Below are 13,595 nucleotides of genomic sequence, written 5' to 3'. Positions count from 1 at the left end.
TTTCTTCATCTATCAGTAGTTAAAAAAGGATTCTAGCACCTTAACCGCCTGCTTGCAGTCATTTTTGGCTCAGTGCATTGAACACCTAACTACTTATAACGGTTATTTATGGCTGTTTTTCTACATTTTTAAATACATCATATAAGCAATAACACTCCCCGCAACCACCAAACAGCCACCAATACGACGTAAAACATTATCGTTCTGCTGACTTAATTGACTCACCATATTACGCCATCCTTGAGGCGCCAATAATGGACCTAACCCTTCAACAACTAACACTAAACCAATGGCTAATAAGATTGTATTCATCATATATTTTATCCAAAAAAAAAGACAAGGCCGAAGCCTTGTCTTTATTATAACGATTGCGCTGTTATTAAAGCGAGCTTACTTTGCTGGTAGCTCTGAATGGTTCATGTATTTAAAGAACTCATTATTCGGATCAATAACAAGAATGTCATTTTTCGAATTAAAGCTCGTTTCATACGCCTTCAGAGAACGCCAGAAACTGTAGAACTCAGGATCTTGATTGTATGCTTTAGCATAAATCTCAGCCGCTTTTGCATCTGCGTCACCGCGTACAACTTGTGCTTTACGCTTTGCGTTAGCCAAAACTGTTGCCACTTCAAGTTCTGAACGAGCACGAAGCTCTTCAGCACGTTGACGGCCTTGAGAACGGTAACTACGCGCTACTGATTCACGTTCAGCACGCATACGACGGTAAATAGACTCACTGATTTCATCAGGTAAGTTGATTTTCTTAATACGGAAATCAACTACTTCAATACCTAAATCTTTCGCACTTTCACGCGTTTCTTCAAGTACATCAGCCATGATTTGATCACGTTGGCCTTCAACTTTCTTCACCGGCACCACACCTTCAATCACAGCTAGGGCAGCCTTCGCAGCCTTAGTTTGTGCAATATCAGACGATGTAGTTGGTGTTGAAATGCTGTCTTCACCAGATACAATTTGCTTGATTTCTTTCGCACCAATTTCAGCACGTAAGCTATCAACGACTTTACGCTTTAACAATGATTCCGCTGTTGATGTATTACCACCACCAGTTGCTAAGTAATATTTACCGAAATCTTTGATACGCCATTTTACGTAAGTATCAATGATAACGTCTTTTTTCTCAGCGGTTAGGAAACGATCTGCTTGGTCGTCCATGGTTTGAATACGCGCATCAAGATCATGCACACGGTCAAATACAGGAACTTTAAAGTGTAAACCTGGCTCGTAAATACGTGCAACTTCGGTATTGTTATCTTTTAGAATACGACCAAAACGTACTACGATACCACGCTCGCCCTCTTTCACTACAAACATAGACATCAATAATAGTGCAATAAAAATCACAACTACTGGGATGATTAACTTACGCATAATTAATATCTCCCTTGACGGCCAGTATCAGCACGTGGTGTTGGAGCAGCTGGCGTTGGCGTTTCCACTTTTTCCAATTCAATACCACTTAATCGGCCAGTATCTACTGGCTTTTTCGCTTGGTTATGTGATTGATTCATTAACTTTTCAAGTGGTAAATACATCACGTTATTACCACCAGACTTAGTATCAATTAACACCTTGCTGGTATTGCTGTATACACGTTCCATCGTATCAAGATACAGACGTTCACGAGTTACTTGTTTAGCAGCTTCGTATTGTGGCAACAGCTTATCAAACTGTGCAACATCACCTAAAGCACCATTAATAACACGCTCAGAATAACCTTCTGATTCATTCTTCAGACGCTCAGCACGACCGGTTGCTTTTGGCAAAATGTCATTACTATAAGCTTCTGCTTCACGAACATAACGTTCTTCATCTTCACGTGCTGCAATAGCATCATCAAAGGCATCTTTAACCGCTTCTGGTGGACGAGCACTTTGGAAGTTAACGTCCACAACACGGATACCCATGTCGTATTTTGAGATAATTTTATTAATTGCAGCTTGAGTATTCGCACGAATAGTCTGACGGCCTGTTGTTAACGCTTGATCCATAGTTGAATCACCGATAACCGCACGCAGTGCAGAGTCTGTTGCTTGACGCAAACTATCATCGGCATTGGTAACACTAAAGAGATATTTCTCAGCATTATCAACACGATACTGAACATCCATCTCAACTTTCAATACATTTTCGTCTTTGGTTAGCATTAAGCCAGAAGCTCGTAGCGAACGAATTGCTTGTACGTTAACAGGGATGACTTCATCAATAAAAGTCGGCTTCCAGTTCAAACCAGGCTTGACGATTTGATCAAACTTACCAAAGCGCAGCACAACACCTTGCTCTGCTTCACTTATAGTGTAAAAGCCTGAAAATCCCCATACAGCCACAGCTAAAACTGCAACAGCACCCAAACCTACAGCGCTACCGCTGCCTGTTGGTCCTTTTTTATTACCAAACACACCACCAACCTTACGACTTAGTTTTGAGAAAACCTCATCCAGATCAGGTGGTCCTTGTTCACGTCCACCATGATTTTTATTACCCCAAGGGTCTTTATCATCACGGCCGCCGTTGTTACCAGGCTCATTCCACGCCATTATAGAACTCCATCAATGTGATATGACGACAGTTTTTATTACTCAGCAATCCATTAAGCAACGATGTAGTCATCTAACGAAGTACTTTCTCTTTTTTGTAACCGCGACCATTCTGCCATCGGTAAGCGAATATCAATCATTAAACAGCCATCTGATTCATATTCTTCTTGCACAATACATCCCATCTGATAAAACTTACTGCGTAACCGTCCAATCATTTCAGGCGGTAAACGCAAACTGTGTTTTATCATTGTTCCCGCAAGACGTTCTGTTAAGGCTTGGAATAACAAGTCAATGCCTTGCCCTTCCATGGCTGATACCCAAACTCGTTGAGGTAAACCCTCTTCGTCACGCTCAATTCGTGGCTGTGCATTATCCAAGTTATCAATTTTATTCATAACAAGTAAAACAGGAACGTCGCCGGCATCGATTTCATCAAGTACGGTATCTACCGCCTCAATGTTCTCGCGAAAACGATCATCACTGGCATCAACCACATGAAGCAATAGATCTGCTTCTTGCGTTTCTTTTAATGTTGCTTTAAACGCAGCCACTAAATCGTGGGGTAAATGTCGAATAAAACCAACAGTATCTGCAAGTATCGCTGCACCGACATCTGCAACTTCAATCTTACGCAATGTTGGATCTAAGGTCGCAAACAGCTGATCGGCTGCATATACCCCAGCATCGGTAATACGATTGAATAATGTTGATTTACCCGCATTGGTATACCCAACTAATGACACTGTTGGGATTTCTGCTCGATTACGCGCTCGACGTCCTTGATCACGTTGTTTAGCGACTTTATCTAAACGCCGCAAAATTGTTTTAATACGTTCTCGTAATAAACGTCGATCGGTTTCTAACTGAGTTTCACCTGGCCCGCGAAGGCCAATACCACCTTTTTGTCGCTCAAGGTGAGTCCAACCTCGAATTAATCGGGTTGATATATGACGTAATTGTGCTAATTCAACTTGCAACTTACCTTCATGGGTACGTGCTCGTTGCGCAAATATATCGAGAATTAACCCAGTACGATCAATCACTCGACATTGACAAAGCTGCTCTAAGTTTCGTTCTTGTGCAGGTGACAATGCGTGATTAAAAATAATAATATCTGCATCAACAGTTCTTACAGCATCAGCTATTTCTTGTGCCTTACCTTCACCCACGTAATATTTGGGAAGTGGTGTTTTACGGCTACCCGTAACCACGTGCAGCGCGTTAACCCCTGCAGAAGATACTAGCATTTCAAATTCGCTAAGATCTTCTGATTCCTCATCTTGAGTGAAGTTAATATGAACAAGAATAGCCTGCTCACCAGCTTCATAACGGTCAAACAAGTAATCAACTCCTTATTTGAAAATAATCTTACTCTTCTGTTTTTTCTGGGCGGTCACTTCCTGCTGGACGATCACTCGCATGGTGATGATTCACCGGACGAGCAGGTACAACAGTAGAAATAGCATGCTTATAAACCATCTGGTTTACGGTGTTTTTAAGTAAAATGACAAATTGATCAAATGATTCAATCTGACCTTGTAGTTTGATACCGTTTACCAGGTAAATAGAGACCGGGATTCTTTCACGACGCAGCGCATTCAAAAACGGGTCTTGCAGAGATTGCCCCTTAGCCATTATTTCTTTTCCTTATTTGTTTGTAGTTGTATTAGCAACGAACAAAAACTAAAAATACGCAAAGCAGTTCAGAGTATACACGTTAATTAAACATCACATCTAACTGAGTTTGTGACGGTTTGTAACGCGCTATCAACATCACTACTATCCAACCAAGTCAAATCTTTCCAGCCACGAAGCCAAGTGATTTGACGCTTTGCCAATTGACGGGTAGCACAGATACCACGGAAAACCGCTTCATCTATGTCATGTTTCCCGTCCAAATATTCCCACATCTGTCGATAACCGACACAACGAATAGAAGGAAGCTCAAGGTGAAGATCACCACGGTCATATAATGCCCTAACTTCCTGCTCAAACCCTGCCTCGATCATTTTTTTGAACCTAAGCTCAATCCGATGATGCAGTACAGCCCTATCCGTGGGCGTAATTGCAAATTGGTGAACCTTATAAGGTAACGATTCACCTTGAGTCTTTGTTAACTCAGTTAATGTTTTACCTGAGATACGAAAAACTTCTAATGCTCGAGATAATCGCTGTGGATCATTTGGATGGATCCTTGCACCAGCAACAGGATCAATTTGCACTAATTCATCATGCAGTGCTTGCCAACCTCGCGCAGCAGCATCACTTTCTATCCCAGCACGAACAGCATTATCTGCCGCTGGCAATGGTGATAAACCTTCCAATAATGCCTTGTAGTACAACATAGTACCACCGACCAACAAAGGAATCCGCCCTGCTGCCACTATATCAGCCATTTCTTTTAGTGCATCCGAACGAAAGTCTGCAGCAGAATAACTTTGCGCTGGATCACGAATATCAATTAAACGGTGTGGTGCCAGTGCCAATTCATGAGCATCTGGTTTCGCGGTACCAATATCCATTCCCTTATAGATAAGGGCGGAATCAACACTTATCAACTCAACGGGTAACTGTTCTCGTAAACGAATAGCTAGATCGGTTTTGCCTGACGCTGTCGGGCCCATTAAAAAAATAGCTTGTGGTTGTGACTTAGTCATAAATTATTTAAATGCTTCTATCGCTGCTTGCATATCCACAGGGCGAACCAGTTGCGTCTTAAACGTCATTAATTGTTCTCCCCATAGCTGCTCTAATTCGGTAATTAACTGAATCGCTTGTGCCAAAGTGTAACTTGTTACAGGCACATGACATTGCTTAGCGAGCCAGAATAAAAGATTATCCCATCCTTGAGCATCAGGATCATCGCTCACAGAATGAAGATAGATTAACAAATTTGGGATTAACTGTTGTAAGTTTTGCTGCCTTAATGGCATACAAACCGACAGAATAATAAGGCTATTTCGTCCTTTCGATTTCAGCTGAATCCCTAACTGCTTTAATAACTGCCCATGTTGCTCAGCACACTGAATCAATTCAGCCTCAATCGGTACCGCCAGTGGAATCAATAATGGTTGAGGCTTTAACCCTTCCGTTTTTGCAAGCTGTAGCTGACCAACATAACGTAACTGCTCTGCAATCGGTAAATGCAATAGCATCATATCGTGTTGCTGACTCAATAATAAAAACTGCTCATCAACAACAACTAACGCTTTTCCTAATCCAGCATCATTCCCACTACGATGCTTAGTTGGCTTAATAGCAGCAGGCTGTTTCGCCAAAGGCCACTCGCGTCGAGGCTCTGCTATCTGGGCTGCATGTTCATTTAATGGTGCTTTAGCAATTTTCGTTCCTGAATTATCCGTTGTAATCAGCTGCTGATAAGCTTTTAACTCTGCTGCTGTTGGTCCTGGTTCGCCATAATGACGAGAAGAAGCATTCGCATACTGAGTGGTTGCAGAACATTGCTGACGCTCTCTCGCCGCTGATTGTGGTGATAATTTAGGGCTACTCTTTTGACTATAGCTTTGTTGACCATCTTTACTAACTGAATTTACTAATAAATTTTTGTTATCGTTAGCAACAGGTTCAGATTCTGTATCTAAGGTTGGCGTTGGTACAGAAGAGTCACGAGTAACAAGCCAGCTCTCAGAAGGTGCTTTATTAGGATAATCAGGCATCGCAGCAATAGTGTGTGATACCCGATCTATTGGATCCGTGGTTACCTCAGGATGTGCATGCGCACTGGCTCTTACCGGTGCTTGGTATTGCTGCACATCATCAACACTCGCCCCTTGTTGGAGCGCACTTTGTAATGCTTGATAAATAAAATCATGCACTAATCGTGCTTGGTGAAAACGTACTTCATGCTTAGCAGGATGCACATTAACATCAACTTGATGAGGATCAACCTCAATATACAATACATAAGCAGCGTATTGTTCCGATCGTAAGCTCGCTTCATAAGCTTGTCGAATTGCATGATTAATCAATTTATCTTTCATCATACGGCCGTTAACGTAGCAATATTGAATATCATTTTGACTACGTGCCCCTTGCGGGCTACAAATCCAGCCAGATAATTTCAAATCACCATGGGCTAATTCGACCACTAACGCATGTTGTAAGAATGAAGGACCACAAGCGGCAGCTAAACGCCGCTCTTGTTGCAACGGATTATCAGCAATACGATATTGACGTATCAATTTACCGTTATGGCGAAGCGTAATCGCAACATCAAATCGGCTTAAAGCAATCCGTTTAATGAGTTCGTCAATATGGGTAAATTCAGTTTTTTCAGTGCGTAAAAACTTCCGGCGTGCGGGGGTATTAAAAAACAAATCCAACACTTCGAGCGTAGTACCAACAGGGTGAGCCGCTGGCTTTAACTGCACTTCCATATCCCGACCTTCAGCATAAGCCGACCACGCTTCAGCTTGATCTTCAGTGCGGGAGGTTAAGGTTAAACGTGATACAGAACTGATACTGGCGAGCGCTTCACCTCGAAATCCTAAGCTAACAATTGCTTCAAGATCATCAAGTGATGCTATTTTTGAGGTCGCATGACGGCTAAGGGCCAAGCCAAGTTCATCCTTGGCAATCCCTTTACCATTATCACGAATACGAATCAGCCGGCTGCCACCTTTTTCGATATCAATATCGATTCGAGTGGCACCGGCATCTATACTATTTTCAACAAGCTCTTTGACTACCGATGCGGGGCGTTCAACAACTTCACCCGCTGCAATCTGGTTAGCCAGCCGAGCGGGTAAAATCTGAATCGGCATAATTAACTTCTTGGAATGATTAGCGTCTGTCCTACTGCTAGTTTATCAGAACGTAGCTTATTCGCATCACGAATAGTTGCTACTGATACCCCATATTTTGCCGCAATCTTACTTAAAAACTCACCGCGGCGTACTTTATGGCGCACTGTTTTCACAGCAGAAACGGCAATTTTTAATTTCTGACCGACCATGACATTATCAGACTTTAGATGACTAGTTTGACGAATGCTGCTCATGGTTACCCCATAATTAGCCGCAATTTTGCCAAGATACTCACCGCGAGTCACGGTATGCCACACAATACGGGTTGTAGGTACTGATTTAGTTACTGCCTTAGCCGCAGTTGTTTTTACGGCTGTTGCCGTAGTAACTGCGGTACCCGGGATCACTAATACTTGACCAATATTAACTGAATTTGATTTCAATTTATTGGCCGCTTTAATCGCCGCCATCGAAGAACCATATTTAGCCGCAATGCCGCTTAATGTTTGGCCTGACGTAACTTTATGCTTCATACCACCGGCTTTCAACCGCGAAGCAAATAATGTGCCTTCTGGTGGATGGGCAGTGAAATATTGCAAAATACCTTTATAAACCGCATTCGCAAGTTGATTTTGATGCGCATTAGAGGTTAATTGACGCTCTTCAATCGGGTTAGTAATAAAGCCCGTTTCAACTAATAATGATGGAATATCAGGTGATTTTAATACTGCTAAGCTCGCATATTGCGGTACCGTTTTGTGTAAACGCGCAATATGACGCAAGTTGGCTAATACTCGTTTAGCCACATCGTAGCCTTCTTTCTGCGAATAACTAAATTGCAGATCAAGTACCGCACGGCCTAAATATTTATCTTTAGGATTACTAGATAGTACATCGCCACCACCAAGCAATTCTGATTGTTTTTCGCTTTGCTCTAACCAACGACCAATCTCAGTATTGGCACGACGGGTATTTAATACCCATACAGATGCGCCGCGAGGCTTCGGTGAGCTAAAACCATCAGCGTGAATTGAAACTAGCAACATCGCTTTATTTTTACGAGCAATCTCTGAGCGCTTACCTAATGGTACATAGTAATCACCACGACGAGTCATTACCGCACGCATACCCGTTGTCGCATTGATCTTCGCCGCTAATTTACGCGCGACGGCTAAAGTGACATTTTTTTCATATTTATGAGTTGGACCAATAGAACCAGGATCATCACCACCATGACCAGCATCAACAGCAACGACTATATCAGCAGTCCCAGATGGCAATTTGGCTAAGTTATTTTCAGTGGCTTTTTCTTCTGCTTGTTCTTCTTTATCAACAGCGCCAACACCAGAACCATTAGGTAAGTCCATCACTAATCGATAGCCATAACTCCCATCAGGCGTGGGTGATAATGAGAAAATTTTAGGTGTTGTAGCTCGCTTAAGTTCAAACACTAACCGTGTAGTGCCTTTTTCTGGTGCATTACTACTACGCACTTTGGTTAAAATTTCACTCTTAGCAACAGTTATCGGCAACTTGGTTTTGAGTGAAGTCTTATTTAAGTCAACCACTAACCGTGATGGGTTCGATAGCATAAACTGCGAATAATCCGCTTGGCTTTGCATATCTAGCACGACACGAGTTTCATCAGGAGCAGGCCATACCCGAACTCCTTTTAGTTCATTTGCAAAAGCGGTAGAACTAACTAACCCCACTCCCAAAATTAAAAGATTTGCATACGTCCGTAACGCCATTCTAATTAACCTAACTGTAAGTGGTTGATCAACGCTGAACCATAATCCGTATTCGACGTCACTAATACCATTCTTTGATCGCCGTGATAGCGCAATTCTAACTCCAGATCAGGTTCTGGTAGCATACCAATGCCTTTTTCAGGCCATTCAACCAAACAAATAGCATCATTAGTAAAGTAATCACGGATCCCCATAAATTCTAATTCTTCAGGATCAGCAAGGCGGTATAAATCAAAGTGATAAACTTGCCAAGGCGCAAGATCATAGGGTTCAACTAATGTATAAGTTGGACTTTTTACATTTCCTTGATGACCAAGAGCACGAATAAAGCCACGACTGAATGTGGTTTTACCTGCGCCTAAATCACCATGGAGATATATTGTTGTTTGTTGCGTGCAGGCTTTAGCCAATTTAAGGCCAAAATCTACCGTTGCCTGCTCATCAGCAAGAGAAGTTTCAAATGTTTGCATTATATTTTTATCTTGGATTGACTAATTGACGAATAAACGGAAAAAGATCTGCCGCAAGCATACCACGCTCACCGCTTTGCGCACATAAATCCGCTGCTTTACTGTGGATCCAAACCCCAGTACGGGCGGCTTGAGATAACGATAATCCTTGAGCAATTAAAGCGGCAATGATGCCAGATAATACATCGCCCATGCCCCCTGTTGCCATACCTGGATTACCGGCAGTACAAACAAAAATATGCTCACCATCATAAATAATGGTGCCTGCACCTTTTAAAATCACAACCCCACCATAAGATTGTTGTAATAATTTTACCGCAGCAAAGCGATCGGCTTCAATTTCTGCAATAGAGATGTTCAGCAACCGTGCAGCTTCACCTGGATGTGGCGTTAATATTCGCAGTGAATTTACCATTGGCATCGTCGCTAATAAATTCAATCCATCGGCATCAACAACACATGGCAAATTATTTTGACTAGCCGCTAAATATAAACGCTGACTCCATTCGCTCTGGCCTAATCCTGGGCCAATCACGGCCACCGTCGCCCACGCTAACTTCTGCTGTAAACATTCAGTATCATCGTGCCAACCAAGAGCCATTATCTCAGGCCTTGCCGTCACAATTGACAGTGCACTGTCAGCTTGGGTTATTACGGCTGTTAAACCAGCGCCAGTGCGGCAACAAGCTTCTGCACATAACCTTATCGCGCCGAATGTACCGTGATCCCCCCCCAGACACACCACTCGACCGTTATCGCCTTTATGAGCAACACGAGAACGAGGCGGCAATAAGGTAGTGATCTCTGTTGCATCAATATGCCAAGCACTGGCCGTTACTAACGGCGAAAACAACTCCCCAACCTCAAGATCGGTAAAATACCGCTGACCGCAATACTGTGCTGCTTGCCCAGTAGCCAACCCCTGCTTAAAACCAATAAAACTGACCGTCATTGCCGCATTAATGGCAACGCCAAGTATTGCTCCGGTATCTGCACATAATCCAGATGGAACATCAATCGCAATAACGGGACACTGAGTGGCATTGATCCACAAAATACGCTGACTGATCTCATCATTAACGGTGACAGATAAACCCGTACCAATTAAACCATCAACAATCACATCGATCTCATCAATATTTTGTGGTGCTAATAATGTTGTGGTCCCTGTGGTTGCTAACCATAGCTGCCGCGCGCGCGCCGCATCACTGGTTTGATGACCGCATTCTTTTTCCCACACTATGACAGATAAACCATATTGCTGCGCAAGACGAGCGACTACATAGCCATCACCACCGTTATTACCGCTGCCACAACACACCAAAATCTGTTTAGCGTCAGGATAAGATTTGAGCATTAATTCAAATACAGCTTTGCCGGCACGCTCCATTAATTGATATAAATCGATATCATAAATAGCTGCAAGTTGCTGCTCACCTTGGCGAACATCTTGCGCACGATATAAACAGTTCGGTATGGTTGTTGTTGTACTCATCTCCGCCTCTCATTCGATTATTAATATTATCAAAATAACCCATTATCATACGGCGACAACACAATTACAGATATGGATACGCTCCCAATTATTTCGATCGCAACCAAACTGCTACTCTAAAATAAGAATGTGCTAGAATCCGTTCCCTGATTTTTACTGGCTAGAAGATAAGACTGACACTATGACTATCGATTATCAACAACTCGCACTTCAAATTAAAATTTGGGGACAAGAGCTCGGCTTTCAAGCTGTAGGGATCAGTGATGTCGATTTGTCAGAGCATGAAACGCAATTACAACGATGGTTGGATGCTGGTTACCATGGTGATATGGATTGGATGGCTCGTCACGGTATGATGCGTGCGCGGCCGCAGGAATTACTGCCAGGAACGGTACGTGTGATTAGTGTCAGAATGAATTATTTACCGCCACAAGCCGGCTTTGCTCAAACCTTAAAGCAACCGACTAAAGGCTATATTAGCCGTTACTCACTCGGGCGAGATTACCATAAATTAATCCGTAACCGGCTTAAGCAATTGGGGCAACGTATAGAAACGGTTGTCGGTCAATTTGGCTGTCGCCCATTTGTTGATTCAGCGCCAGTACTTGAACGGCCATTAGCTGAAAAAGCTGGATTAGGCTGGACAGGAAAACACTCGCTAATTCTTAACGACCAATCAGGCTCATGGTTCTTTTTAGGTGAACTCTTAATTGATCTTCCCTTGCCTGTTGACGCACCAGTAACTAACCAATGTGGTAAGTGTGTCGCTTGCATGACTAGTTGCCCAACCGGAGCAATTATTGAATCTGGAGTGGTTGACGCGCGACGCTGTATCTCTTATCTAACCATTGAGTTTGACGGTATCATTCCAGAACAATATCGGGCGGCAATTGGCAATAGAATTTATGGTTGTGATGATTGCCAATTAGTCTGTCCGTTTAATCGCCATGGCGAGATCACCGCAGAAACCGACTACCATTGCCGTGAGTCATTATTCCAACAAGACCTGCTGACACTCTATCACTGGAATGAAGCGACATTCTTAAAGAATACCGAAGGCTCTGCTATTCGTCGTATTGGTCATATTCAATGGCTACGCAATATCACTATTGCACTGGGTAATGCGCCCTATCAAGCAGACATAGTAGCAGCATTAACAAATCGTCAAGGCGAACATCCGTTAGTTGATGTACATATTGAATGGGCTTTGGAACAGCAACAACAAAAATATCAACAAATGATTATTGATGTTTTGCCTAGCTCGACTAAACGTTTAGTACGGATTATAGAAAAGGGCTTACCTCGAGATGCGTAACACTCTGGGTATATGTGGAAAACTTTTTTAATTGGTCGAAAAACGGGAGCTAAAAGAAAGATTAAACACAGGGAGTGGATAACATAATCAAGATGGTTATCCCGATAGAGAAAGGATTAAATGAACTGTGTACAAATTGTAGATAATAAAGAATTAATCCATAAAAAACATATAGTTAACCTGTTGGCTATTTGTTTTTAATAAGGTTAATAATTTCACGTATTACACTCATCCTAAAGTTATGCACACCTAGCTATCACATCTAATCAACCGACTTACCCACAGAATATTTTATGTGGATAACTCTGTTGACTTAACTGTGATCTAACGGTGCAATAAATCTAAAACACTTACTAAAATAACAACTTATCATGTCTTGCTATCATTTAAGATCAATACAAGACAACTACACTGGTGCTGTTGTAGTAAGTACAATTTATCAATGCTAGGAAAAGAGCGTTTGCCATATACGGCGATATTGATATTACAAAACATCTTTAAATAGCTAAGATAAAAAAAACAACCAATAGGTTGCATGTTCAATAGCAGATGATGTAATCGAAGCTGATTGCTTCTAAGTGGGCTTCGTAGTCAAAACTAGAAACACTTGAAGCAGTACACTGATGATATCGGTAATCGTATACCTCAGGAATACCACATTAAGACTAATACTTCACAGTAATAGTTCATCGATAAGTCCGATGATAACTAAACTCACAAAAATAATTATGAGTTATTAAATTGGAGCGACACACGAGGTTCCCGATCTTCAAGGAACTAGGCGTGACCTCAACCTTGGCAATATTGCGTACAACCAGCTGAGCCAATGTACATTGCAAAGATTTAAATTGGAGCGACACACGAGGTTCGAACTCGTGACCTCAACCTTGGCAAGGTTGCGCTCTACCAGCTGAGCTAGTGTCGCAGAGCTAGGTCTTTCACCTACCATTTACCGCTTTATCAGCAATAAACTATCAAATTGGAGCGACACACGAGGTTCGAACTCGTGACCTCAACCTTGGCAAGGTTGCGCTCTACCAGCTGAGCTAGTGTCGCAGAGCTAGGTCTTTCACCTACCATTTACCGCTTTATCAGCAATAAATTATCAAATTGGAGCGACACACGAGGTTCGAACTCGTGACCTCAACCTTGGCAAGGTTGCGCTCTACCAGCTGAGCTAGTGTCGCATCACATCTCTTTAAAAGAGATTGGTTGCGGGGGCCGGATTTGAACCAAC

General features: G+C 42.5%; 11 protein-coding genes and 3 tRNA genes. 1 reads left to right on the top strand and 13 read right to left on the bottom strand.

What is annotated here, in order from left to right; genetic code table 11:
* Positions 1-120: 120 nt before the first annotated feature.
* The 10 genes from C0W29_RS18815 to C0W29_RS18770 all read right to left on the bottom strand — a co-directional run bounded on the left by C0W29_RS18815 (position 121) and on the right by C0W29_RS18770 (position 11,043).
* Complete coding sequence (locus tag C0W29_RS18815) at positions 121-315, bottom strand: DUF2065 domain-containing protein (RefSeq protein ID WP_036788828.1); 195 nt, start codon at positions 313-315, stop codon at positions 121-123.
* Between the two features lie 75 nt (positions 316-390).
* The gene (gene hflC, locus C0W29_RS18810) at positions 391-1,392 is read right to left on the bottom strand and encodes a protease modulator HflC (protein WP_045043764.1); all 1,002 of its coding nucleotides are present in this window, start codon (positions 1,390-1,392) and stop codon (positions 391-393) included.
* Between the two features lie 2 nt (positions 1,393-1,394).
* Positions 1,395-2,558, bottom strand: a complete 1,164-nt coding sequence (hflK, locus tag C0W29_RS18805) for an FtsH protease activity modulator HflK (RefSeq protein WP_045043765.1) — start codon at positions 2,556-2,558, stop codon at positions 1,395-1,397.
* 53 nt (positions 2,559-2,611) lie between these two features.
* Positions 2,612-3,901 carry a ribosome rescue GTPase HflX gene (gene hflX / locus C0W29_RS18800; protein ID WP_036788834.1) on the bottom strand — a complete coding sequence of 430 codons (1,290 nt, stop codon included), beginning with the start codon at positions 3,899-3,901 and terminating at the stop codon, positions 2,612-2,614.
* A gap of 28 nt (positions 3,902-3,929) precedes the next feature.
* Entirely contained in the window at positions 3,930-4,196 is a 267-nt protein-coding gene (hfq, locus tag C0W29_RS18795; RefSeq protein ID WP_036788836.1) for an RNA chaperone Hfq, read from the bottom strand.
* Positions 4,197-4,282: 86 nt separating this feature from the next.
* On the bottom strand, positions 4,283-5,218 hold the full coding sequence (miaA, locus tag C0W29_RS18790) for a tRNA (adenosine(37)-N6)-dimethylallyltransferase MiaA (RefSeq protein WP_036788838.1): 936 nt from the start codon (positions 5,216-5,218) through the stop codon (positions 4,283-4,285).
* 3 nt (positions 5,219-5,221) lie between these two features.
* Complete coding sequence (mutL, locus tag C0W29_RS18785) at positions 5,222-7,345, bottom strand: DNA mismatch repair endonuclease MutL (protein WP_045045656.1); 2,124 nt, start codon at positions 7,343-7,345, stop codon at positions 5,222-5,224.
* Between the two features lie 2 nt (positions 7,346-7,347).
* On the bottom strand, positions 7,348-9,078 hold the full coding sequence (locus C0W29_RS18780; protein WP_045043767.1) for an N-acetylmuramoyl-L-alanine amidase: 1,731 nt from the start codon (positions 9,076-9,078) through the stop codon (positions 7,348-7,350).
* 5 nt (positions 9,079-9,083) lie between these two features.
* The gene (gene tsaE, locus C0W29_RS18775; RefSeq protein ID WP_045043768.1) at positions 9,084-9,548 is read right to left on the bottom strand and encodes a tRNA (adenosine(37)-N6)-threonylcarbamoyltransferase complex ATPase subunit type 1 TsaE; all 465 of its coding nucleotides are present in this window, start codon (positions 9,546-9,548) and stop codon (positions 9,084-9,086) included.
* A gap of 7 nt (positions 9,549-9,555) precedes the next feature.
* Positions 9,556-11,043, bottom strand: a complete 1,488-nt coding sequence (locus C0W29_RS18770; RefSeq protein ID WP_045045657.1) for a bifunctional ADP-dependent NAD(P)H-hydrate dehydratase/NAD(P)H-hydrate epimerase — start codon at positions 11,041-11,043, stop codon at positions 9,556-9,558.
* Between the two features lie 181 nt (positions 11,044-11,224).
* On the opposite strand from C0W29_RS18770, the gene queG reads away from it, so the two are divergent.
* A complete protein-coding gene (gene queG / locus C0W29_RS18765; protein WP_045043770.1) occupies positions 11,225-12,358 on the top strand; it encodes a tRNA epoxyqueuosine(34) reductase QueG in 1,134 nt (377 codons plus the stop codon).
* An 849-nt stretch (positions 12,359-13,207) separates the two neighbouring features.
* Here the strand turns inward: queG and C0W29_RS18760 are convergent.
* The 3 genes from C0W29_RS18760 to C0W29_RS18750 all read right to left on the bottom strand — a co-directional run bounded on the left by C0W29_RS18760 (position 13,208) and on the right by C0W29_RS18750 (position 13,545).
* A tRNA-Gly gene (locus C0W29_RS18760) sits at positions 13,208-13,283 on the bottom strand.
* 55 nt (positions 13,284-13,338) lie between these two features.
* Positions 13,339-13,414 (bottom strand) — tRNA-Gly (locus C0W29_RS18755).
* Between the two features lie 55 nt (positions 13,415-13,469).
* A tRNA-Gly gene (locus tag C0W29_RS18750) sits at positions 13,470-13,545 on the bottom strand.
* Positions 13,546-13,595 lie beyond the last annotated feature (50 nt).

The organism is Photobacterium kishitanii (genome assembly GCF_003026355.1).
Classification (GTDB): Bacteria; Pseudomonadota; Gammaproteobacteria; order Enterobacterales; family Vibrionaceae; genus Photobacterium; species Photobacterium kishitanii.
This window is presented reverse-complemented; position numbering and strand designations above follow the sequence as displayed.

Bases quoted from the DNA above. Each gene is read 5' to 3' on its own strand.
- C0W29_RS18815 (WP_036788828.1), bottom strand. From the start codon at position 315: ATGATGAATACAATCTTATTAGCCATTGGTTTAGTGTTAGTTGTTGAA.
- hflC (WP_045043764.1), bottom strand. From the start codon at position 1,392: ATGCGTAAGTTAATCATCCCAGTAGTTGTGATTTTTATTGCACTATTA.
- hflK (WP_045043765.1), bottom strand. From the start codon at position 2,558: ATGGCGTGGAATGAGCCTGGTAACAACGGCGGCCGTGATGATAAAGAC.
- hfq (WP_036788836.1), bottom strand. From the start codon at position 4,196: ATGGCTAAGGGGCAATCTCTGCAAGACCCGTTTTTGAATGCGCTGCGT.
- miaA (WP_036788838.1), bottom strand. From the start codon at position 5,218: ATGACTAAGTCACAACCACAAGCTATTTTTTTAATGGGCCCGACAGCG.
- mutL (WP_045045656.1), bottom strand. From the start codon at position 7,345: ATGCCGATTCAGATTTTACCCGCTCGGCTGGCTAACCAGATTGCAGCG.
- C0W29_RS18780 (WP_045043767.1), bottom strand. From the start codon at position 9,078: ATGGCGTTACGGACGTATGCAAATCTTTTAATTTTGGGAGTGGGGTTA.
- tsaE (WP_045043768.1), bottom strand. From the start codon at position 9,548: ATGCAAACATTTGAAACTTCTCTTGCTGATGAGCAGGCAACGGTAGAT.
- C0W29_RS18770 (WP_045045657.1), bottom strand. From the start codon at position 11,043: ATGAGTACAACAACAACCATACCGAACTGTTTATATCGTGCGCAAGAT.
- queG (WP_045043770.1), top strand. From the start codon at position 11,225: ATGACTATCGATTATCAACAACTCGCACTTCAAATTAAAATTTGGGGA.